We start from the raw sequence: 19,640 nt of genomic DNA on the forward strand, positions 1-19,640 counted from the left end.
CGCCGCGGCAAACCGCGCCCCGCGCTGGTGAACGGCTATGTTGGCGATGGTGACACCACGATCCGACGAGACAGCCGAGCCGCGACGACGGCGCGGTCGTCCCCCGCGCATCGACCAGGCCCGGATCGTGGCCGCCGCGCGCGCCATCGCCCCCGAGGATCTGACGATGCAGGCCGTCGCGGACGCCCTCGGCGTGGACCGCACCTCGCTGCATTACTACGTCGGCGATCGCGACGGACTGCTCGAACTGCTGGTCACCGACCTCTTCGAGGCGGAGTTGCGGCGCACCGAACTGCCCGAGGACGGCAGTTGGCCGGAAGTCCTGCACGCTTACGCCACCGCGATCCACCGCGGCGTGCTCAACGTGCACACCACCGGCGCGCACTTCCGGCTGCGCGGCACCGGCAGCCTGGCACTGGCCGAGCGGGTACTGAAATCCCTGACCGAGGCGGGCTTCGGCGTCGACGACGCGGGCCGGATCCTGACCCTGGTCTCCGGGATCGCGATGTCGGCGGCGCACGACCTGCTCGGCGGTGAACAGTCCAAGCTGCGCCAACATCCCGAGGTGGCGCGCGCGTTGAACGAGGTTGCCCAGGGCGAATTTCCGCTGCTCGGGGACGTCGTGGCCAACCGCGCCGCGGCGGACGCGGCCGCCGACGACTTCGAGTTCAGTCTCGATGTGGTGATCGCCGGGCTGCAGCAGAAGCTGGCCGGCGCCTAGGAGGTCTCGGCCTAGGAGGTCTCGCCTAGGTCTTGCTGGGGCGGCGGTTGCGCAGGCCGCGACGGGCGCGCTTGCCCTCGGGAGCGGCGGGCTCTTCCTCGGGTTCTTCGGTGGACTCCTCGGCCGACTCTTCGGTCGGGGTCTCGGTGTCGGCCTCGGTTTCCGTTTCGGCCGGGGATTCGTCGCCCGGGGTGCCCTCGGTCTCCGTCTCTTCGACTTCCTCGGCGGACTCGCTGAGTTCACCGACCGGGACCTCTTCGGCCGATTCCTCGGTGGCGGCTTCCTCGGCGGCGGCCTTCTTGCGACCGCGCTCCCGCTTGGGCTTGAGCGGTTTGGGCGGCGGCGGGGGCAACTCCGCGGCATAGGCCAGGTAGAAGGCGGCCGCGCCCAGCAGCGCGATCGCCGCGGCGGCGCCGTAGGCCGCGAACAGCCCGCGGCCGTAGGTGTCCAGGTCCAGCCAGATCTCGGCGATGGCCGCGGCGACGATCAGCGCACCGGCGGCAACGTGGCCGATGATCGACCAGCCGCGCAGCGTGAGCGCCAACTGCGGGGTACCGAACTCGGGTCTGCGGGTCTTGGCCAGCGTGAGCGCCACCGGTAGCGCCGTCAGGCCCAGCACCAAGCCGGTGGCGATTCGGGCCGCGGTGCCGACGCCGTGCGGCCAGTGGCCGAGCAGCTCCCACCAGCGCGGGAGGACGAACACGAAGTACAGCGCGGCGGCGACGAGGAACGAGAGCGCGTGCCAGGTCACAGTGATGCCGCGCCGCATACCCCTCCTCGGATTCGAGATGGCCGGGGTGCCGGCGGATGGCCGGCACCCCGGACCGAGTGCGGAGGATGCGGGATTTGAACCCGCGAGGGCTATTAACCCAACCCGCGTTCCAGGCGAGCGCCATAGGCCACTAGGCGAATCCTCCGTCGGTCATGGTAACCGAGGACGCGCCCATCCCCGAACCGCGCCCGAATCCGGGGGTGCGGCCCACTCCGGCGCCGCGTACTACACTCGCCGATGGACCCCGCGCGGCGTCTACCCTGTGAACTCCCCCAGGGCCGGAAGGCAGCAAGGGTCAACGGGCTCTGTCGGGTGCGCGGGGTCCCCTGAATTTTTCACCCCCCGGCTTGCGAAAGGCGCAGCGTGTCGTTTTCCTCCCTCGGCCGCGCGGAACTGCAGACCGAGCACGAACAGCAGACGCGCAACTACGCCGAACTGCAGGCCAAGGGCCTCAAGCTGGACCTCACCCGCGGCAAGCCGTCGCCCGAACAGCTGGATCTGTCCAACGGGCTGCTGACGCTGCCCGGCGACGGTCCGGACTCCTTCCGCGACCCCGAGGGCACCGACACCCGCAACTACGGCGGTCTGCACGGGTTGCCGGGGCTGCGCGCGATCTTCGGCGAACTGCTGGGCATCCCCGTGCAGAATCTGATCGCCGGCAACAACGCCAGCCTCGAGATGATGCACGACGTCGTGGTGTTCTCCCTGCTGCACGGCGCCGTGGATTCGCCGCGGCCGTGGATTCAGGACCTGCGGGACGGCACGGGAGTGAAGTTCCTGTGCCCGGCGCCCGGCTACGACCGCCACTTCGCGATCACCGAGACCATGGGCATCGAGATGATCACCGTCCCGATGGGCGAGGACGGGCCCGACGTCGACCTCATCGAGGAACTCGTCGCCGCCGATCCAGCCATCAAGGGCATGTGGTGCGTCCCGGTCTACGCCAACCCCACCGGCACCGTGTACTCCTGGGAGAACGTCCGCCGCCTGGTTCAGATGCGCACGGCCGCAACGGATTTCCGGCTGTTCTGGGACAACGCCTACGCGGTGCACACCCTCACCCATGACTTCCCGCGGCATGTCGACGTGCTCGGGCTGGCGGAGGCCGCCGGTAATCCGCACCGCCCGTACGTGTTCGCGTCGACCTCCAAGATCACCTTCGCCGGGGCCGGCGTGAGCTTCTTCGGCGGTTCGCTGGGCAACATCGCGTGGTACCTGCAGTACCTGGGGAAGCGGACGATCGGTCCCGACAAGCTCAACCAGTTGCGGCACCTGCGGTTCTTCGACGACGCCGACGGCGTGCGGTTGTTGATGCAGAAGCATCAGCAACTGCTGGCGCCGAAGTTCGCGCTGGTCGCCGAGATTCTCGAGGAGCGCCTGGGGAATTCGAAGGTGGCGTCCTGGTCGGATCCCAAGGGCGGGTACTTCGTGAGCCTGGATGTGCTGCCGGGCACCGCGAAGCGGACGGTGGCGCTGGCCAAGGACGCCGGCATCGCCGTCACCGAAGCGGGTGCGTCCTTCCCGTACCGGAAAGACCCGGACGACAAGAACATTCGGATCGCACCGTCGTTCCCCTCGGAATCCGATCTGCGAGAAGCGATCGACGGTCTGGCGACCTGCACGTTGCTCGCCGCGACGGAGTCCCTGCTGCAGGCGGACTAGCCTGGGGCCGATGGACCTGACCATCGACGACGCCAACCACGCCGCCCGCGTCCTGCGCGACCAACTCCCCGACAGCGATCTCACCCACGCCGAGGCGCTCGAGATCGTTGCCCGCCAGCTCGGTTTCCCGGACTGGACGACCGCCTCCGCCGGGCTTCCCTCTCCGGTGGGCATGAACGCTCATGTGGGCATGGGCGCCCCGGTGCCGGTGCTCCGCAGCTTCGACGAGGCCCGCGCCCGCGAGTTCTACGTCGACTACCTGCATTTCAGCGTCGAGTGGGAGCACCGTTTCGAGGACGCCGCGTCGCCGCTCTATCTGCGGTTGCGTCGCGATCAGTTTGTCCTGGACCTGTCCGAACACCACGGCGACGGCACCCCGGGTTCGACGGTGTGGGTGCCGGTCAGCGACGTTGCCGCGCTGCACGAGGAACTCCGTGCGACGGGCTATGGCCGGATCAACCCCGGCATCGACGCCGACTCGCCCGGTGGGCCCACCCTGGAGGTCGTCGACCCCTTCGCCAACACGATCCGGTTCTGCCAAGCCGGCGGCTAGGGGGCCATCGGGCGGTCCGTGCGCGGATTCACCGTGCCGCACAGGTGATTACGGATCGACCTAGTTGGTGTTCGGTGGTGGTTGGGGTTGGTAGGGGTCGTACCACCACCAGTCGGCGCGTTCGCCGGTGGGTCCGGGGCAGGGTGAGACGTGCGGTGGTGGGTTTTGTGGTGGTCGGGCCAGGGAGCCGGGGTGTAGTGGTTGGTCGTCGGGGTTGGTGACGATGAGGTGGTCGGCGGGGCCGGTGAGGGTGATCAGGCCGTTGTGGTGGGCGCGGTGGTGGTAGGGGCAGACGAGCACGAGGTTGTGTAGTTCGGTGGGGCCGCCGTGTTCCCAGTGGATGAGGTGGTGGGCGTGTAGGCCGCGGGTGGCTGCGGAGCCGGGGACCACGCAGTGTTTGTCGCGGCGTTCCAGGGCGCGGCGTAGGCGGCGGCCGATGGTGCGGGTGGAGCGCCCGGCCCCGAGGGGTCGGCCGTCGCGTTCGAACCAGATTTCGGCGGTGGCGTCGCAGGTCAGGTAGTGGTGGTCGCTGTCGGTGAGCAGGGGCCCGAGGTGCAGGTCGGCGAGGCGTTGGTTGAGGTCGAGGTGGACGACGAGGGTGGTGCGTTGGCCGTGGGGGCGGCGGGTGGCTTCGGCGTCCCAGCTGTCTTCGACCAGGCGCAGGAAGGCGTCGAGGTTGGTCGGCATGGGTGGCCGCCCGGGGTCGCCGGCGTCGTCAGGGGCGCCGTTGTCGGCAGGCGCGGTGTCCTGGTCGCGTTTCCAGTCGGTGATCAGGGCGTCGTGGTGGGATTGCAGGGCGGCGTCGAAGGTCGCTGCGGCCAGTGGGGACAGGCGGAGGCGGTAGTCGATGTGGTCGCCGCGGTCGGTTCTGGTGATCGCCGGTGGCGGGGCGGGTCCTGGGGCGGGTTCGGGGCGGGGTGCGAGTTTGATGGCGGTGCGCAGTTGGCTGACGGTGGCGTAGGGGGCCAGTTGGGCGTAGTGGGCGTCGGAGCCGTCCGCGGCGCGTTCGGCGATGACCCCGACTTGGTCGAGGGACAGCCGTCCGTCGCGGAGGTACTGGGTGCATTGGGGGAATTCGTCGCGGCGGTGGGCGACCGCGGCGAGGGTGGCTGCGTTGTTGGGGGTGAGGCCGGTTTTCCAGGCGATCAGGGCGGGCAGGGAGCGGGCGCCGGTGTTGCCCCAGAGGCCGTCGTGGTCGATTTCGGCGATGATGTCGACGAGGCGTCCGTCGATGGCGTTGCGCTGCCCGGTCAGTTCGGCGAGTTCTTCGAAGAGCACCTCGATGCGCGCGTCGCCGTGCATTTCGGCGGGGGCCGCGGGCGCGATCGAGGACATGACCGCAGCATCGCAGAGGGGTCTGACACACCGGTCTCCACAGGACTTGTCCCTGGACCCGCTGCCGTCGGAGCGACTGGGTAACCTGCTGGCGTGGCTCTCTACCGCAAGTATCGACCGGCAACCTTCGCCGAAGTTGTGGGGCAGGAGCACGTCACCGAACCGCTGTCCACGGCGCTGCAGGCCAACCGCATCAACCATGCGTACCTGTTCTCCGGGCCGCGCGGCTGCGGTAAGACGTCCTCGGCGCGGATCCTCGCGCGCTCGCTCAACTGCGAGCAGGGGCCCACACCGGAACCGTGCGGCGAGTGCCCGTCCTGTGAGGCGCTGGCGCCCAACGGCGGCGGCAGCGTGGACGTCACCGAACTCGACGCGGCCAGCCACGGCGGTGTGGACGACACCCGCGAACTGCGCGACCGCGCGTTCTACGCGCCGGCGCAGTCCCGCTACCGCATCTTCATCATCGACGAAGCGCACATGGTCACCACGGCCGGCTTCAACGCGCTGCTCAAGATCGTCGAGGAGCCGCCCGAACACCTGATCTTCGTGTTCGCCACCACCGAACCCGAGAAGGTGCTGCCCACCATCCGGTCGCGGACGCACCACTATCCGTTCCGGCTGCTGGCCCCGCGCACCATGCGGACGCTGATCGAGAAGATCACCGCCGCCGAGAACCTCAACGTCGACGACGCGGTGTACCCGCTGGTCATCCGCGCGGGCGGCGGCTCGCCGCGCGACACCCTCAGCGTGCTCGACCAGCTGCTGGCCGGGGCCGAGGGCGACCACATCGGTTATCAGCGTGCGCTGGCGCTGCTGGGCGCCACCGACGTCGCGCTGATCGACGACGCGGTCGAGGCGCTGGCCGCCGGCGACGCCGCGGCGCTGTTCGGTGCGGTCGAGGCCGTGATCGACGCGGGCCACGATCCCCGCCGGTTCGCCACCGACCTGCTCGAGCGGTTTCGCGATCTGATCATCCTGCAGGCCGTACCCGACGCCGTCACCAGCGGCGTGGTGGACGCCCCCGAGGACGAGCTGGAGAAGATGCGGGATCAGGCCAGTCGGATCGGCCCGGCCACGCTGACCCGTTACGCCGAGGTGGTGCACGCCGGTCTCGGCGAGATGCGCGGCGCCACCGCGCCGCGGCTGCTGCTCGAGGTGGTGTGCTCGCGGCTGCTGCTGCCGTCGGCCAGCGACGCGGAATCGGCGCTGCTGCAACGGATCGAGCGCATCGAGACCCGGATGGACATTTCGATCCCGACGGGCGAGGTCGGCGACGGGAACGGTACCGGCCGGGCGCCGCGTCAGTTCGTCCGCAAGACCCAGCAACCGGCGCAGCCCGCGCCCACGCCGCCACCGACTCCGACACCAGCGCCGGCCCCGACACCAGCGCCGGCGCCGACCCGGGCCCCCGAGCCCGAGCCCACCCCCGCGCCGCCGGTCGCCGCCGCCCCCGAGCCGCCGCCACCCCCGCCACCCCCGCCGCCGGCCCCGGAGCCAGCGCCCGCACCTGCACCAGCGCCCGCATCCGCACCGGAGCCCGAATCCGCGGCCGCGACACCGGGGCAGCCCAACGCCGCCGCGGTGCGCAGCATGTGGCAGACGGTGCGCGAGAAGGTGCGCGCGCTGCGCCGGCCCACCGACGTCATGCTCGACGGCGCCACGGTGCGCGCGGTCGAAGGTGATGTGCTGGTCCTAAGTCACCCGGCCGCACCGCTGGCCAAGCGGCTCAACGAGGAACGCAACGTCGAGATCATCCGCGAGGCCCTGCGTGACGCGCTCGGGGTGAACTGGCGGGTGCGCTGCGAGGCGGGCGGGGCCGCCGAATCCCCGGCCCCCACCGGCGGGCCGTCGCGCCCGGCCGCCCCGGCACCACCGGCGGTCGACGAGCGGGCCGAGGAAGAGAGCATGATGGCCGAGGCCGCCGCCGACGATTCGGCGGCCGGCCCGCGCCGCGACCCGGAAGAGGCGGCCCTCGAGCTACTGCAGACGGAGTTGGGCGCCCGCAAGATCGAGGGCTGACCCGCTAGCGGATCTCGGCAAGCCGGTCCGCGAGCCAGCCGAAGACCCGCTGTTCGAACAGGGCCGCGGCCCCGGCCTCATCGTGCTCACCGGCCCCCTCGGCGTTGGTGAACCTGAGGTACTCCTTGGGCGTGGTGATCGCGTCGTAGAGCGGCTGGGCGTCGTTACCCCGGCTGTCGCTCTCGGCGGTGCACAGCAGGGTCGGGCAGGCGATCTTCTCGGCTCGCCCCTCCAGGGTGTACGGCTGCAGGCCGCGAAGGTAGTCGATCGGGGTGGCGAATCCGTGCGTCAGCATCCCGCGGTTCAAGGCGAACGCCGCACTGGGACTGGTCGCCATCTCGGCTTCCAGCACCGTGTTGAGTTCGGCGGCGTCACCGCTGTGGAGTTGGTCCCGGTACTCCTCCGGGAGGAGCCCGGCCGCGCTCTTGGCGGGCGCGTACTGGGGCGCGTCGGCGATCAGGGCGGCGATCCGATGCTCTTCGGTCGCGGCGCGCGGCGCCAGGAAGCCGCCCCAACTCCGGCCCATCAACACGATCCGCTGGGGGTCCACCTCGGGGCGGGACAACAGCCAGTCGATCTGCGGGGTGACGACGGCCTCCCAGTCGGGGCGGAAGACCAGACCCTGTTCGATCAGGGGCCCGCCCTGGCCGGGACCGTCGACCAGCAGCACGGCGTAACCGCGCCGCAGCGCCGCCCGGCCACCGCTGAAATAGGACTCTTCCTTGGTGCCGTCGTACCCACCCACCAGCACCATCGTGGGGAACGGTCCCGGGCCGTCGGGCCGCAGGAAGTAACCCTCCAATGCCGTTTGCGCATAGGGTATCTCGACAACCTCAGACGCGAAATCGCCGAGTTCGAGGCCGCGCTGAAAGGCGTCGCGCTGCCGCCGGTAGGACTCGACCAACCCCGGGTCGGTGGGCGGTCGGAGCAGAAAGATCCCGGCGGTGCGGTAGTAGGTCGTGGCGCGGAAGTACGCCGAGTTGGCGCTGACCCGCTGGCCCGCGGCCCGGCTGGATTCCGCGTCGGCGTGCACCCGGTCCGCCAGCGCCGTCCACTCGGCACGCCAGGCATCCTGGTCGCCCGACGGGATACGCCTTGCGGTGACGAAGGATTCGCCGATGTCGGCGCCGCCGTTGGGCACGACATCGAGGGCGCGCAGGAACTGCCCGTCGAATCCGGGATCCTCGAAGACCAGACCCGCCAGCCCGACGGGCGGTGCCAAAGTTTCCGAGGGTGCGCGGTCCTGGTCGGGTTCCGCCGACTCCTCGGCCCCGGCCGCGCACGAGGTCAGGGCAGCGGCGCCGAATCCGATGGCGGCCAGGCCGACACCGCTGGTCAGCATCGCCCGGCGGCGTGAAATAGTGGCGCCCGCAAGGCCGTTGGCCTCGGGTGCGTCACCGTCACGCGGACAGCGGTCGGTCACCCTTAGCATCTTGCCGTACCCGCTGGTCGGCCGCGCCGTTTTGCGCGGTCAGTGGCCCACCAGTTTCAGGCCGATCACGCAGCCGACGATGCCGAGAATCAGCAGGATCTTGGCGATCGACGCGACCTCGGAGCCGGTGACCATGCCGTACGCCACCGTCAGCGAGGCGCCGATGCCCACCCAGACGGCGTAGCTGGTGCCGGTCGGCAGGTCGCGCATCGCGATCGCCAGTCCACCCATCGAGATGACCGCGCCGACGGCGAAAACCAGGGACGGACCCAGCCGGGTGAAGCCCTCGGACTTACCCAACGCAACCGCCCAGACCGCCTCGAACACCGCGGACACGACGAGAATCAACCAGGCCATGGCACACCTCCGTGGCCCCGTCTTGTCGCTGTCCGGGTACGGCGGCCCCCTCGTCCGGTGTCAAGTGATGACGGCATCAACGCTAACACCGAAGCTGCGCCGCGAGGTGGTGAGATTGCCCACCACCATGCTGCGGCGCAGTCGGATTCAGGCCTGCCACCACGGGCGCAGCGGTAGCCCGCCGTCGTTGCCGCGACTGTCGAGCTTGACCGCGAGCACCTGATGCAGCTGCACCACGTTGGTCTCGAAACCCAGCCGGGAGCCGGCCATGTACAGGCCCCACACCTTGGCGGTGGGCAGACCCACCTCGGCGACGGCCTCGTCCCAGTTCTCGACGAGGTTGCGGCACCAATCCCGCAGGGTCAGCGAGTAATTCATCCGCAGATTCTCTTCGTGCAGCACTTCCAGGCCGCCGACGTCCTGCATCTCGGTGATGATGCGGCCGGACCCGGTGAGTTCGCCGTCCGGGAAGACGTAGCGGTCGATGAAGCCGCCCGCCGTGGGCCCGCTGCGGTTGTTCGGCCGGGTGATGCAGTGGTTGAGCAGCAGCGCGCCGGTGCGCATCTTGGACCGCAGGAACCCGAAGTAGGCGGGGTAGTTGGCCACCCCGATGTGCTCGGTCATGCCGATCGAGGACACCGCGTCGAACCCGGTCTCGGTGACGTCGCGGTAGTCGCTGTGGCGCACCTCGGCCAACTCCGACAGGCCCTCCTCGGCGATCTTGTGCTGCGCCCAGGCGGCCTGCTCGGCCGACAGCGTGGCCCCGATGGTCCGCACCCCGCGGCGCGCGGCGTAGCGCACCATGCCGCCCCAGCCGCAGCCCACGTCGAGGAGGCGATCGCCTTCCTTCAGCCGCAGCTTCTCGAACACCAGCCGGTACTTGTTCTCCTGGGCCTCCTCCAGCGTCGCGTCGGGGTCCGGATAGGCGGCGCAGGTGTAGGTCATCGACGGCCCGAGCACCAGTTCGTAGAACCGGTTGGACACGTCGTAGTGGTGGTGGATGACCTCGGCATCACGAGACTTGCTGTGCCGCAAACCTTCCGCGATCCGGCGCCAACGCGGCAGCGCCTCCTGCGGCGGCGGTGCGATGGGCTTGAGGCGCTCCACCCCGATCGAGCGGATGATCTGGGCCAGCGTGCGCGCCGAGGGGCGGCGGAAGTTCAACTTGTGCGCCAGCGCGGCCAGCAGTTCGTAGGGGTCGCCCGGGTGTACGCCGTAGGCCTCCAGGTCCCCGGAGACGTAGGCGCGGGCCAGGCCCAGATCGCCGGGCGCGGTGGCCAGATAGGTGGTGCCGCGCGGGGTCAGCAGGTTCAACCCCACCGGGGCGTCCTCCGGGCCGGCCGAACTGCCGTCGTAGGCGGTGAAGCGCAGCGGCAGGCCCTCGCCGCCGGCCGCGAAGATCTCCAGGATCTCCGCCAGTTTCAGCTTCCCGCCAGTGTTGGTCTGGTCCTTGAATGTCGTCATCGCCGCTGTACCGCCTTCGCGTAGAGATCCAGTAGCCGTGAGTCGGGGTCATAGGATTTCTTGACCGTCTTGTAGGTCTCGCCGCCGTACAGTTCGTCGAACTCCTCGGCGGAATAGTAGGCATCGGAATACAGGGACTTGTGTCCGTCGAGTTCGGCGACCTTCTTCTCGATCATCCGGTTGGTGTGTCCCGGCTCCGGCCCGACCGGCACCGACGACCAGAAGCCGACGTTGAGGTAGCTGCGGTCGGGTTGGATCGGATACAGCGGCCAGCGCTGCGGATCCCGTAACCGCAACGGGCACAACCAGATCGGTTCGATGGGGACCGTGTCCAGGAACCACTGGAGGAACTCGACGCTGCGCCCGAGGGGCACCTCGATGTCCTGCACGACGCGCTCGCGCGGCGGCCGGCCGTTGCGCTTCTCGATCCGGTCGGCGATGTTGAACCGCTGGTCGTAGCCGATGAGCTTCCAGTAGAAGCTGCTGCGCCGCAGGCGCCGCGGCCAGAACCGCCGGATCCGCGGATTCTGTGCGCCGAACGCGCGCGAACACCAGAACCAGTCGGTGTCCCAGCGCCACAGGTAGTCGTGGATGGTCAGCCGGTCGTGTTTGCCGGTCCCGTCGGCGCCGTCGTGCTGGATCGAGCGGTAGTAGATCTGGCTGCCGGTGTAGTCGCTGACCGGACCGGGGGTCTTGGTCCGCCGGCCCAGGCACAGGTAGGACTCGTCGGCGCTGAAGACCACCCCGTCGAGGTAGTCGACCGGCGTCCCGTCGTGGCCGCCGGTCTCGATGATGCGGTCAAGAGCGTCGATCAACGCCGGCAGCGACCGGAACCGCAGGTGTTCGAGGGCGACGAAGGGCGCCACCTGCTCCAGTTCGATCCGCAGCCGCACCGAATACCCCAGCGTCCCGTAGGAGTTCGGGAAGCTGCGGAACAGGTCGCTGTGCTGCTGCGGGGTGGCCGTCACCACCTCGCCGGTGCCGGTCAGGATGTCCATCTCGAGCACCGATTCGTGCGGCAGACCGTTGCGGAACGACGTCGACTCGATCCCCATACCGGTCACCGCCCCGCCCAGGGTGATGGTCTTGAGTTGCGGCACCACCAGCGGGGCCAAACCGTACGGCAGCGTGGCGGCCACCAGGTCCTCGTAGGTGCACATCCCGGCGACGTCGGCGGTGCGGGCCTCGGCGTCGACGGAAAGCACGCCGGTCAGGCCGGAGACGTCCAGTCCGGGGGCGTCGGTGCGGGCGCGGGCGCGGAACAGGTTGGAGGTCGGCTTGGCCAACCGCACGGTGGCAGCCGGGGGGATCGCGCGGTAACTCGCGAGAAGGCGTTCGACGCCGCGGTTGTGAGCCGAGAGTGCGTCAGTTTCTGGAACAGACACAGATATACGCTAGTCAAAGAGCGCGGTCGATGCGACCGATCGGGGGGCGAGTCCCACCGGACAACCATCACAATCGAGGAGTTTTTCGTCATGGGACAGGTCAGCGCAGCCAGCACGGTCCTGATCAACGCCGCCCCGGACGCGGTGCTCGCCGCCGTCGCCGACTACAACGAGGTCCGTCCGAAGATCCTGTCGCCGCACTACAGCGGTTACGAGGTGGTGCAGGGCGGCGTCGGCGCCGGCACCGTGGTCAGGTGGAAGCTGCAGGCCACCAAGTCCCGCGTCCGTGACGTGCAGGCCAACGTCGATGTCGCCGGCAAGACGGTCATCGAGAAGGACGCGAACTCGTCGATGATCACCAACTGGACCGTCGCCCCCGCCGGCACCGGATCCACCGTCACGGTCAAGACGTCGTGGCAGGGCGCCGGCGGTGTGAAGGGCATCTTCGAGGGGATCTTCGCCCCGCTCGGGCTGAAGAAGATCCAGGCCGAGGTCCTCGAGAACCTCAAGCAGCAGCTGGAGAACTAGCCGGTCGGCGGGTCAGGTCGCCGCCGGCTGGGTCGCCAGGTAGGCGACGATGCCGCGCACCACGGCGCTGGCGTACTTCTGCCGGCCCGAATCCGTCGTGATCAGGCCCACGTCCGCCGGGTTCTTCATGTTGCCCAGCTCCACCAGGATCGCCGGATACTGCGCGAGGTTGAGCCCGGCGATGTCGGAGCGCGGGTTGAGCCCGTTGGTGCCGATGTAGTTGGCGGCCGGGATGCCCGAGCCCACCAGTTGGTCGCGCATGGTCTGGGCCAGCCGGACCGCCGGGCCGGCCTGCGCCTGGTTCAGCGGCGGGTTGGAGTACAGGATGTGGAAGCCGCGGCCCGAGGCGGGGCCGCCGTCGGCGTGGATGGAGACGATCGCGTGGGGGCGCACCGAGTTGGCCAGCGCGGCCCGCTGATCCACGCACGGGCCCGCGGAGCTGTCGTCGCCGCGCGACATCGCGGTGCGCACGCCGTGCCGCATGAGTTCGGCGCGGATGCGCAACGTGGTGTCCCAGGTGAAGCTGTGCTCGGGGTAGCCGTCGTTGGTGGCGCTGCCGCTGGCCTGGCAATCCTTGGTGCCGCCGCGGCCGGTGGGAACCTGCCGGCTGTTGTGCGCGGCCTCGTTGACCGCGTTGTGCCCCGGGTCGAGGAAGACGATCTTGCCGGCCACCGACGGCACGGCGTTGGCCACGGGGGCACCCTGCGGTGCGATGAGCGAGGACGCGAGGAGCACGACGGCGGCTAGGGGAGCCCCGACACGCAGGCAGGCAGGTACGTGCACTCGGCCAAGGTAGCCCGGCGCCGTCTACCCTTGAAGGCACGTGAGCGTGAAAACGCCGATGCGAAACCAAGTCGAGACTCGGCTGCAACCAACGCGTAAGGGGATCAGTCATGCAACCCGGTGAAGGCGCACCTGACATGTCGGCGCTGTTGGCGCAGGCCCAGCAGATGCAGCAGCAGTTGATGGAGGCCCAGCAGCAACTCGCGAACACCGAGGTGCACGGTCAGGCCGGTGGCGGGCTGGTGCAGGTGACGGTGAAGGGCAGCGGCGAGGTCGTCGGCATCGCGATCGATCCGAAGGTGATCGACCCGGAGGACCCCGAGACGCTGCAGGACCTGATCGTCGGCGCCCTGGCCGACGCGTCCACCCAGGCCACCATCCTGGCGCAGTCGCGGCTGGGGCCGCTGGCCAGCGGCATGGGCAACGCCATGGGAATGCCGGGATTCTGACCTTGGCCCACCACGATTGGGCCCACCATGTTTGAGGGTCCGGTCCAAGACCTGATCGACGAGCTGGGCAAGCTGCCGGGGATCGGCCCGAAGAGCGCGCAGCGGATCGCGTTCCACCTGTTGTCGGTGGAACCGCCGGACATCGACCGGCTCACCGCGGCGCTGGGCCGGGTGCGCGATGGCGTGACGTTCTGCGAGGTGTGCGGCAACGTCTCCGATGAGCAACGCTGCCGGATCTGCGCCGACCCGCGCCGCGACGGCACGCTGGTGTGCGTCGTGGAGGAACCCAAGGATGTGCAGGCCGTCGAGCGCACCCGCGAGTTCCGCGGCCGCTACCACGTCCTGGGCGGCGCGCTGGATCCGCTGTCCGGGATCGGACCCGAGCAGCTGCGAATCCGCGAGCTGCTCAACAGGATCGGGGAACGGGTCGACGGCGTGGACATCGCCGAGGTGATCATCGCCACCGACCCCAACACCGAGGGCGAGGCCACCGCGACGTACCTGGTGCGCATGCTGCGCGACATTCCCGGCCTCAGCGTCACGCGGATCGCCTCGGGTCTGCCGATGGGCGGCGACCTCGAATTCGCCGACGAGTTGACCCTGGGTCGCGCGCTGGCGGGCCGCCGCGCGATGGCGTAGAAGCGATGGCCTGACGAGCCTAGGCGCGGCGCGGGGCCGCCAACCGCTCCCGGCGCAGCAACTCCACCTCGGGCAACTCCAGCGGCGCCAGCGGGCCCACCACCTTGGCCAGCAGGTGATCGGCCAACTCCGGGTTGCGAGCCAGGCAGCAGCCGTGCAGGTAGGTGGCGACCACGCTGCCCTGCACCGCGCCGTCGTGGCCGTCGCCGACGCGGTTACCGACGCCCTTGGTCACCTTCGACAGCGGTCGCGCCGAGGACCCCAGAACCGTTCCGCCGCGGTGGTTCTCGAAGCCGGTCAACGGCTGGGTCAGCCCTTCGAGCAGCGGCTCGCCCGTCACCTCGCCGATGCTGCGGACCTCCTGCGGGGAGGTGGTGACGTCCAGCATTCCCACCCCCTCGACGCGTTCGCCGGCCGAGGTCTCGTACCAGTGGCCCAGCACCTGGATGGCCGCGCAGATGGCCAGCACCGGCGCCCCGCGCTCGGCGGCGCGCTGCAGGCCCGGGTAGCGGAGCAGATGCTTGGTGGCCAGCCGCTGCGCGTAATCCTCGGCGCCGCCGAGCGCGTAGAGGTCCAGCGACTCGGGCACCGGATCCGACAGCGTGATCTCGACGATCTCGGCGTCGATGCCGCGCAGGCGCAGCCGTTGCCGCAACACCACCGCGTTGCCGCTGTCGCCGTAGGTGCCCATCACGTCGGGCAGCACCAGTCCGATCCGCACGGTCATGCCAGCCCCCGGTTCAGCTGCAGGAACGCGGTGTAGTTGGCGACCACCTCGACGTGGCCGACCGGGCACGAGGCGATGGCCGCGGCGGTGTCGTGCACCAGCGTGTGCGCCACCCCCGCGTAGCCGAGCCGGACCGCCAGGTCGGTGCCGCGCTCCCCGGCGGCCACCACGGGCTGCGCCGAGTCGACGAAGTGCTCGAAGTTGACGTCCCACAGCCACGACAGGTCCTCGCCGTCGGGCACCTGACCGTTGACCGCGATCACCACGCCCGCCGCCGACGGGTCCACCATCGACAGCGCCTCCTGCCAGCCCGCCGGGTTCTTGGCCAGCAGGATCCGCGCGGTGTGCGCCCCCACCCGCACCGTGCGGTAGCGGCCGGCCACCTCGTCGACGCCGGCGGCCGCGGCCACCGCCGCCGCGGGATCGGCGCCCAGCGTCACGGCCGCGGCGACGGCCTGCGCGGCGTTGCCCCGGTTCACCGCCCCGGGCAGCGACAGCGTCATCGGCACCACCAAACCGTCCGGGCCGTAGAGGAATTCGTCGTCGAACCACCACTGCGGGCTGGGGCGTTTGAAGTCGGTGCCGGTGGAGAACCAGTGCGCGCCCTCGCGGACGATGATCTCGCCGCTGCGCGGACAGCTGACCGAATCCCCGGCCCAGCCCGCGCCCGCGGCCACCCACACCACGTTCGGGCAGTCGTAGGCCGCCGAGGTCATCAGCACGTCGTCGCAGTTGGCGACGACGACGGCGCCGGGATGCCGGGACAGCCCGGCGCGCAGGGTGCGCTCGATGTGGTTGATCTCGCCGACGCGGTCGAGCTGATCGCGCGACAGGTTGAGCAGCACGATCACCTCGGCGGCCACCGCGTCGAGCACGTGCGGCACATGCATCTCGTCGACCTCGAGGGCGGCCAGTCGCGCGTCGCGTCCGGCGGCCAGGGCCGCGATCAGCCCGGCGTCCATGTTGGCGCCCTCGGCGTTGGTGGCCACCTGCCCCACGGTGGCCAGGGCCGCGGCGGTCATGCCGGTGGTGGTCGACTTGCCGTTGGTCCCGGTGATCACGACGGTGCGGCGGCCGGCGCCGAGTTGGCGCAGCAGGGACTTGTCCAGCGTCATCGCGACCAGCCCGCCGATCATCGCCCCGGCGCCGCGGCCGGTGACCCGCGAGGCCCACCGCGCGGCGGAGCCCGCGGCCAGTGCGAGACGTCCCCGGGTGGTGATCACGCCGGAGAGTTTATGCCGAGCCCGGCCGGGCGTCTCGACACGGTTTTGCACACCCCGCCAAGACCCGGGATTGTCACCGGTGCGTGCCATCCTGACCCTGTGAGCCACTTCTGGGGTCGACCCGCTGCCGAGTCCGGGCAGGGTTGGGCGGTCGTCGACGTGGAGACCTCCGGATTCCGGCCCGACCGGGCCCGGGTCCTCAGCGTCGCGGTGCTGGCCCTGGGGCCCGACGGGCAGGTCGAACAGTCGCTGGCCAGCCTGCTGAATCCCGGCGTGGACCCCGGTCCCACGCACGTCCACGGGATCACCGCCGAGATGCTCGAGGATCAGCCGACCTTCGCCGATATCGCCGGCGACGTGGCCGAGCTGCTGAACGGCCGCACGCTGGTCGCCCACAACGTCGCCTTCGACTACGCCTTCCTGGCCGCCGAGGCCGAGCTCGCGGCCACCGCGCTGCCCATCGACACCGTGATGTGCACGGTCGAGCTGGCGCGCCGGCTCGAACTCGGCCTGGACAACCTGCGGCTCGAGACGCTGGCCCGGCATTGGGGCGTCGCCCAGACCCGCCCGCACGACGCCTTCGACGACGCGTTGGTGTTGTCCCGGATGTTGGTACCCGCACTCGAGCGGGCCCGCGAGCGCGACGTGTGGGTGCCGGTGCGGCCGGTCACCCGCCGGCGCTGGCCCAGCGGCCTGGTCACCCACGACGAGCTACGCCCGCTGAAGATGCTCGCCTCACGGATGCCGTGCCCGTACCTGAACCCCGGCCGCTACGTGCGGGGCCGCCCGCTGGTGCAGGGCATGCGGGTGGCGCTGTCGGCCGAATGCACCCGCACCCACGAGGAACTCGTCGAGCGGATCCTGCACGCCGGGCTGGCGTACTGCGACAACGTCGACCCCGAGACCTCGCTGGTGATCTGCAACGACGACGCGCCCGCGCAGGGCAAGGGGTACGTCGCCCGCGAACTCGGCGTCCCGGTGGTGCCCGACCGCGAATTCATGATCAACGTGCGGGAAGTGGTTTCCGGCACCGGGATCGACGAGTTCACCGACACCGTCGACGGCGGCCAGTTCGCGCTGTTCTGAACGGGTCCGCGCAGGACGAAGGCCACCGCCTCACCGCAGGGGTGAGCCGGTGGCCTCCGTGGGAAAGCGTCGAAACTAGCTGAGCGCCTTGGCCTTCAGCGAGTCGAACTCGGCCTGGGTGATGGTGCCCGTCTCCAGGAGGTTCTTCGCGTCGGCGATCTCCTGGGCCGGCGAGCGCCCGGCGGCCTGCCGGATGTAGTCGTCGGCCTGCTGTTGCGCCGACAGCGCCGATTCCCGGGCGCGTTCGGCCATGCCCTTACCGCGCGCGATCAGGTACACCAGCGCGGTCAGGTACGGGAACACGATCAGGAAAATCACCCAGATCGCCTTCACCCAACCCGACGTTTTGTGGTCGCGCCAGAACAGGTCGACGATGATGTTGAAGAGGATGATCAGGTACGCGATGAACGCAAAGATGACGAGCGAGTACCAGATCAGACCCCAGAACGAGTCCCAATCGAAGTCCATTCGAAGCTCCTTGTCACACGCAGAGGGCGCCAAACTGACGCCAGCGAAAAGACTAGCCGTCTCGGAGCGTCAACGCGGTGGTCGTGGCCCAGTTGTGACGTGGGACGTTGGGACGTGTGACGTGGGACGTCAGCCCGCCCGCGCCGCCCGGTTCACCGCCGAGACCACCGCGCTCAGCGAGGCCGTGGTGATCGACGTGTCGATGCCGACGCCCCAGACGGTCGTGCCGCCGATCGAGGCCTCGACGTAGGCCGCCGCCTGGGCCTGCTCGCCGGCCGACATCGCATGCTCGGAGTAGTCCAGCACGTTGACGTCGTAACCCACCGTCCCCAGGGCGTCGATGAACGCGGCGAGCGGACCGTTGCCCGCCCCGACGATCTCGCGTTCGACACCGTCGACCTTGACCACCGCGGTGATGCTGTCGGTGCCGCCGTCGACCTCGGCCGCGTCGACCTTCTGCCGGATCCGCTCCAGCGGGCTGGCCGGGCGCAGGTACTCCTCGGAGAACGCATCCCAGATCTCCTTGGGGGACACCTCGCCGCCCTCGCCGTCGGTGATCGCCTGGATGGCCTGGCTGAACTCGATCTGCAGCCGCCGCGGCAGCGCCAGGCCGTGGTCGGCCTTCATGATGTAGGCCACGCCGCCCTTGCCGGACTGCGAGTTCACCCGGATGACGGCCTCGTAGGTGCGCCCGACGTCCTTGGGATCGATCGGCAGGTAGGGCACCTGCCACAGGATGTCGTCGACGTCGGCGTCGGCCTCGTCGGCGGCGACCTTCATGGCATCCAGGCCCTTGTTGATGGCGTCCTGGTGGCTGCCGGAGAACGCGGTGTAGACCAGGTCGCCGCCGTAGGGGTGGCGCTCGTGGACCGGCAGCTGGTTGCAGTACTCCACGGTGCGACGGATCTCGTCGATGTTGGAGAAGTCGATCTGCGGGTCCACGCCACGGGAGAACATGTTCAGCCCCAGCGTGACCAGGCAGACGTTGCCGGTGCGCTCACCGTTGCCGAACAGGCAGCCCTCGATCCGATCGGCACCGGCTTGATAGCCCAATTCCGCTGCGGCAACACCGGTTCCGCGATCGTTGTGCGGATGCAGGCTCAGGATGATCGAGTCGCGGCGGGCCAGGTTGCGGCTCATCCACTCGATCGAATCGGCGTAGACGTTGGGCGTGGCCATCTCGACGGTGGCCGGCAGGTTGATGATCAGCGGCGCCTCGGGCGTGGGCTCGATGATGTCGGAGACCGCGTCGCAGACCTGCTTGGCGTACTCCAGTTCGGTCCCGGTGTAGGACTCCGGGGAGTACTGGAACCGCCAGTGCGTGCCCGGGTACTTCTTGGCCTCCTCGACGCACATCCGGGCGCCGTCGGTGGCGATCTTCTGCACCTCGTCGCGCTCGGCGCGGAACACCACCCGGCGCTGCAGGATCGACGTCGAATTGTAGAAGTGCACGATGGCCCGCGGCGCACCCTCGCACGCCTGGAAGGTCTTCTCGATCAGCTCCGGACGGCACTGGGTCAGCACCTGGATGGTGACGTCGTCGGGGATGGCACCCTGCTCGATGATCTCGCGGACGAAGTCGTAGTCGGTCTGGCTCGCCGACGGGAACCCGACCTCGATCTCCTTGTAGCCCATCCGGACCAGCAGGTCGAACATCCGGCGCTTGCGGGCCGGGCTCATCGGGTCGATCAGCGCCTGGTTTCCGTCGCGCAGATCCACCGCGCCCCACTGGGGTGCGCGGTCGATGACCTTGTCCGGCCAGGTGCGGTCGGGCAGGCGGACATCTTCCACCTCGTCGGCGAAGCTGCGGTAGCGGTTGACGGGCATCGCCGAGTTGCGCTGGGTGTTCCAGGACGGCTGGCCGGGGGCGCGGGGGCCCGACGGCGTCTCGATGCTGCGACCACCCGCCGACCACGAAAACGCGTCGGGTGAATCGATAGAAGGCTTGGAAAAGCTGGTCATGATGGTGGCTCCCGGGGGTCTAGAGGTAATTCAGACCGGCGCATCGCAAAAGACCCGCGACGGGTAGCCAGTCTG

At 69.8% G+C, this 19,640-nt stretch carries 19 protein-coding genes, 1 tRNA gene, 1 other RNA gene and 1 riboswitch; of the genes, 9 read left to right on the forward strand and 12 right to left on the reverse strand.

Translation table 11 applies throughout. The features are described 5' to 3' along the window. The first annotated feature begins 46 nt into the window (after positions 1 to 46). Positions 47 to 721, forward strand: coding sequence for a TetR/AcrR family transcriptional regulator (locus EL338_RS01210; protein WP_126332072.1), 675 nt, complete (start codon positions 47 to 49; stop codon positions 719 to 721). 25 nt (positions 722 to 746) lie between these two features. Here the strand turns inward: EL338_RS01210 and lucA are convergent, their stop codons facing one another. Further along, entirely contained in the window at positions 747 to 1,490 is a 744-nt protein-coding gene (lucA, locus tag EL338_RS01215) for a lipid uptake coordinator LucA (RefSeq protein WP_126332073.1), read from the reverse strand. Between the two features lie 62 nt (positions 1,491 to 1,552). Beyond that, positions 1,553 to 1,638: transfer RNA gene (locus EL338_RS01220), tRNA-Ser, on the reverse strand. Positions 1,639 to 1,729: 91 nt separating this feature from the next. On the opposite strand from EL338_RS01220, the gene ffs reads away from it, so the two are divergent. The 3 genes from ffs (at position 1,730) to EL338_RS01235 (ending at position 3,708) form a co-directional block, all read left to right on the forward strand. Further along, positions 1,730 to 1,824, forward strand: an RNA gene (gene ffs, locus EL338_RS01225) — signal recognition particle sRNA small type. Between the two features lie 32 nt (positions 1,825 to 1,856). Continuing rightward, positions 1,857 to 3,155 carry an aspartate aminotransferase type Ic gene (locus EL338_RS01230; RefSeq protein WP_126332074.1) on the forward strand — a complete coding sequence of 433 codons (1,299 nt, stop codon included), beginning with the start codon at positions 1,857 to 1,859 and terminating at the stop codon, positions 3,153 to 3,155. A gap of 10 nt (positions 3,156 to 3,165) precedes the next feature. Next, a complete protein-coding gene (locus tag EL338_RS01235; RefSeq protein ID WP_126332075.1) occupies positions 3,166 to 3,708 on the forward strand; it encodes a glyoxalase superfamily protein in 543 nt (180 codons plus the stop codon). Between the two features lie 60 nt (positions 3,709 to 3,768). On the opposite strand, the gene EL338_RS01240 is transcribed toward EL338_RS01235, so the two are convergent. After that, on the reverse strand, positions 3,769 to 5,043 hold the full coding sequence (locus EL338_RS01240) for an HNH endonuclease signature motif containing protein (protein ID WP_126332076.1): 1,275 nt from the start codon (positions 5,041 to 5,043) through the stop codon (positions 3,769 to 3,771). 93 nt (positions 5,044 to 5,136) lie between these two features. Here EL338_RS01240 and EL338_RS01245 point away from each other — a divergent pair, with 93 nt between their 5' ends. After that, on the forward strand, positions 5,137 to 7,062 hold the full coding sequence (locus EL338_RS01245; RefSeq protein ID WP_126332077.1) for a DNA polymerase III subunits gamma/tau: 1,926 nt from the start codon (positions 5,137 to 5,139) through the stop codon (positions 7,060 to 7,062). Between the two features lie 4 nt (positions 7,063 to 7,066). Here the strand turns inward: EL338_RS01245 and EL338_RS01250 are convergent, their stop codons facing one another. The 4 genes from EL338_RS01250 to EL338_RS01265 all read right to left on the reverse strand — a co-directional run bounded on the left by EL338_RS01250 (position 7,067) and on the right by EL338_RS01265 (position 11,700). Beyond that, positions 7,067 to 8,485, reverse strand: a complete 1,419-nt coding sequence (locus tag EL338_RS01250; RefSeq protein ID WP_163791969.1) for an alpha/beta hydrolase family protein — start codon at positions 8,483 to 8,485, stop codon at positions 7,067 to 7,069. Between the two features lie 48 nt (positions 8,486 to 8,533). Then, complete coding sequence (locus EL338_RS01255; RefSeq protein ID WP_126332079.1) at positions 8,534 to 8,851, reverse strand: DMT family transporter; 318 nt, start codon at positions 8,849 to 8,851, stop codon at positions 8,534 to 8,536. 11 nt (positions 8,852 to 8,862) lie between these two features. Further along, positions 8,863 to 8,928, reverse strand: a riboswitch (guanidine-III (ykkC-III) riboswitch). Between the two features lie 70 nt (positions 8,929 to 8,998). Continuing rightward, entirely contained in the window at positions 8,999 to 10,315 is a 1,317-nt protein-coding gene (locus EL338_RS01260) for a class I SAM-dependent methyltransferase (RefSeq protein WP_126332080.1), read from the reverse strand. Further along, positions 10,312 to 11,700, reverse strand: a complete 1,389-nt coding sequence (locus EL338_RS01265) for an FAD-binding oxidoreductase (RefSeq protein ID WP_126332081.1) — start codon at positions 11,698 to 11,700, stop codon at positions 10,312 to 10,314. The genes EL338_RS01260 and EL338_RS01265 overlap by 4 nt, the downstream gene beginning before the upstream one ends. A 90-nt stretch (positions 11,701 to 11,790) precedes the next feature. Here EL338_RS01265 and EL338_RS01270 point away from each other — a divergent pair, with 90 nt between their 5' ends. Beyond that, complete coding sequence (locus EL338_RS01270; RefSeq protein WP_126332082.1) at positions 11,791 to 12,228, forward strand: SRPBCC family protein; 438 nt, start codon at positions 11,791 to 11,793, stop codon at positions 12,226 to 12,228. A 12-nt stretch (positions 12,229 to 12,240) separates the two neighbouring features. On the opposite strand, the gene EL338_RS01275 is transcribed toward EL338_RS01270, so the two are convergent. After that, complete coding sequence (locus EL338_RS01275) at positions 12,241 to 13,011, reverse strand: Rv3717 family N-acetylmuramoyl-L-alanine amidase (protein WP_126332083.1); 771 nt, start codon at positions 13,009 to 13,011, stop codon at positions 12,241 to 12,243. A gap of 110 nt (positions 13,012 to 13,121) precedes the next feature. Between EL338_RS01275 and EL338_RS01280 the strand changes: the two genes are divergently transcribed. Beyond that, the gene (locus tag EL338_RS01280; RefSeq protein WP_163791970.1) at positions 13,122 to 13,460 is read left to right on the forward strand and encodes a YbaB/EbfC family nucleoid-associated protein; all 339 of its coding nucleotides are present in this window, start codon (positions 13,122 to 13,124) and stop codon (positions 13,458 to 13,460) included. Positions 13,461 to 13,487: 27 nt separating this feature from the next. After that, positions 13,488 to 14,099, forward strand: coding sequence for a recombination mediator RecR (recR, locus tag EL338_RS01285; protein WP_126332084.1), 612 nt, complete (start codon positions 13,488 to 13,490; stop codon positions 14,097 to 14,099). Between the two features lie 19 nt (positions 14,100 to 14,118). On the opposite strand, the gene EL338_RS01290 is transcribed toward recR, so the two are convergent. Both EL338_RS01290 and EL338_RS01295 read right to left on the reverse strand, forming a co-directional pair. Next, a complete protein-coding gene (locus tag EL338_RS01290) occupies positions 14,119 to 14,826 on the reverse strand; it encodes a type 1 glutamine amidotransferase (protein ID WP_126332085.1) in 708 nt (235 codons plus the stop codon). Next, entirely contained in the window at positions 14,823 to 16,049 is a 1,227-nt protein-coding gene (locus EL338_RS01295) for a Mur ligase family protein (RefSeq protein WP_126332086.1), read from the reverse strand. The genes EL338_RS01290 and EL338_RS01295 overlap by 4 nt, the downstream gene beginning before the upstream one ends. Before the next feature lie 99 nt (positions 16,050 to 16,148). On the opposite strand from EL338_RS01295, the gene EL338_RS01300 reads away from it, so the two are divergent. Next, entirely contained in the window at positions 16,149 to 17,135 is a 987-nt protein-coding gene (locus tag EL338_RS01300) for a DEDDh family exonuclease (protein WP_126332087.1), read from the forward strand. A 75-nt stretch (positions 17,136 to 17,210) separates the two neighbouring features. Here the strand turns inward: EL338_RS01300 and EL338_RS01305 are convergent, their stop codons facing one another. Both EL338_RS01305 and leuA read right to left on the reverse strand, forming a co-directional pair. Next, complete coding sequence (locus tag EL338_RS01305; protein WP_126332088.1) at positions 17,211 to 17,603, reverse strand: PLDc N-terminal domain-containing protein; 393 nt, start codon at positions 17,601 to 17,603, stop codon at positions 17,211 to 17,213. A gap of 129 nt (positions 17,604 to 17,732) precedes the next feature. Continuing rightward, the gene (gene leuA / locus EL338_RS01310; protein WP_126332089.1) at positions 17,733 to 19,565 is read right to left on the reverse strand and encodes a 2-isopropylmalate synthase; all 1,833 of its coding nucleotides are present in this window, start codon (positions 19,563 to 19,565) and stop codon (positions 17,733 to 17,735) included. Between the last annotated feature and the right edge of the window lie 75 nt (positions 19,566 to 19,640).

This window comes from Mycolicibacterium chitae (genome assembly GCF_900637205.1).
GTDB classification, from domain to species: Bacteria; Actinomycetota; Actinomycetes; order Mycobacteriales; family Mycobacteriaceae; genus Mycobacterium; species Mycobacterium chitae.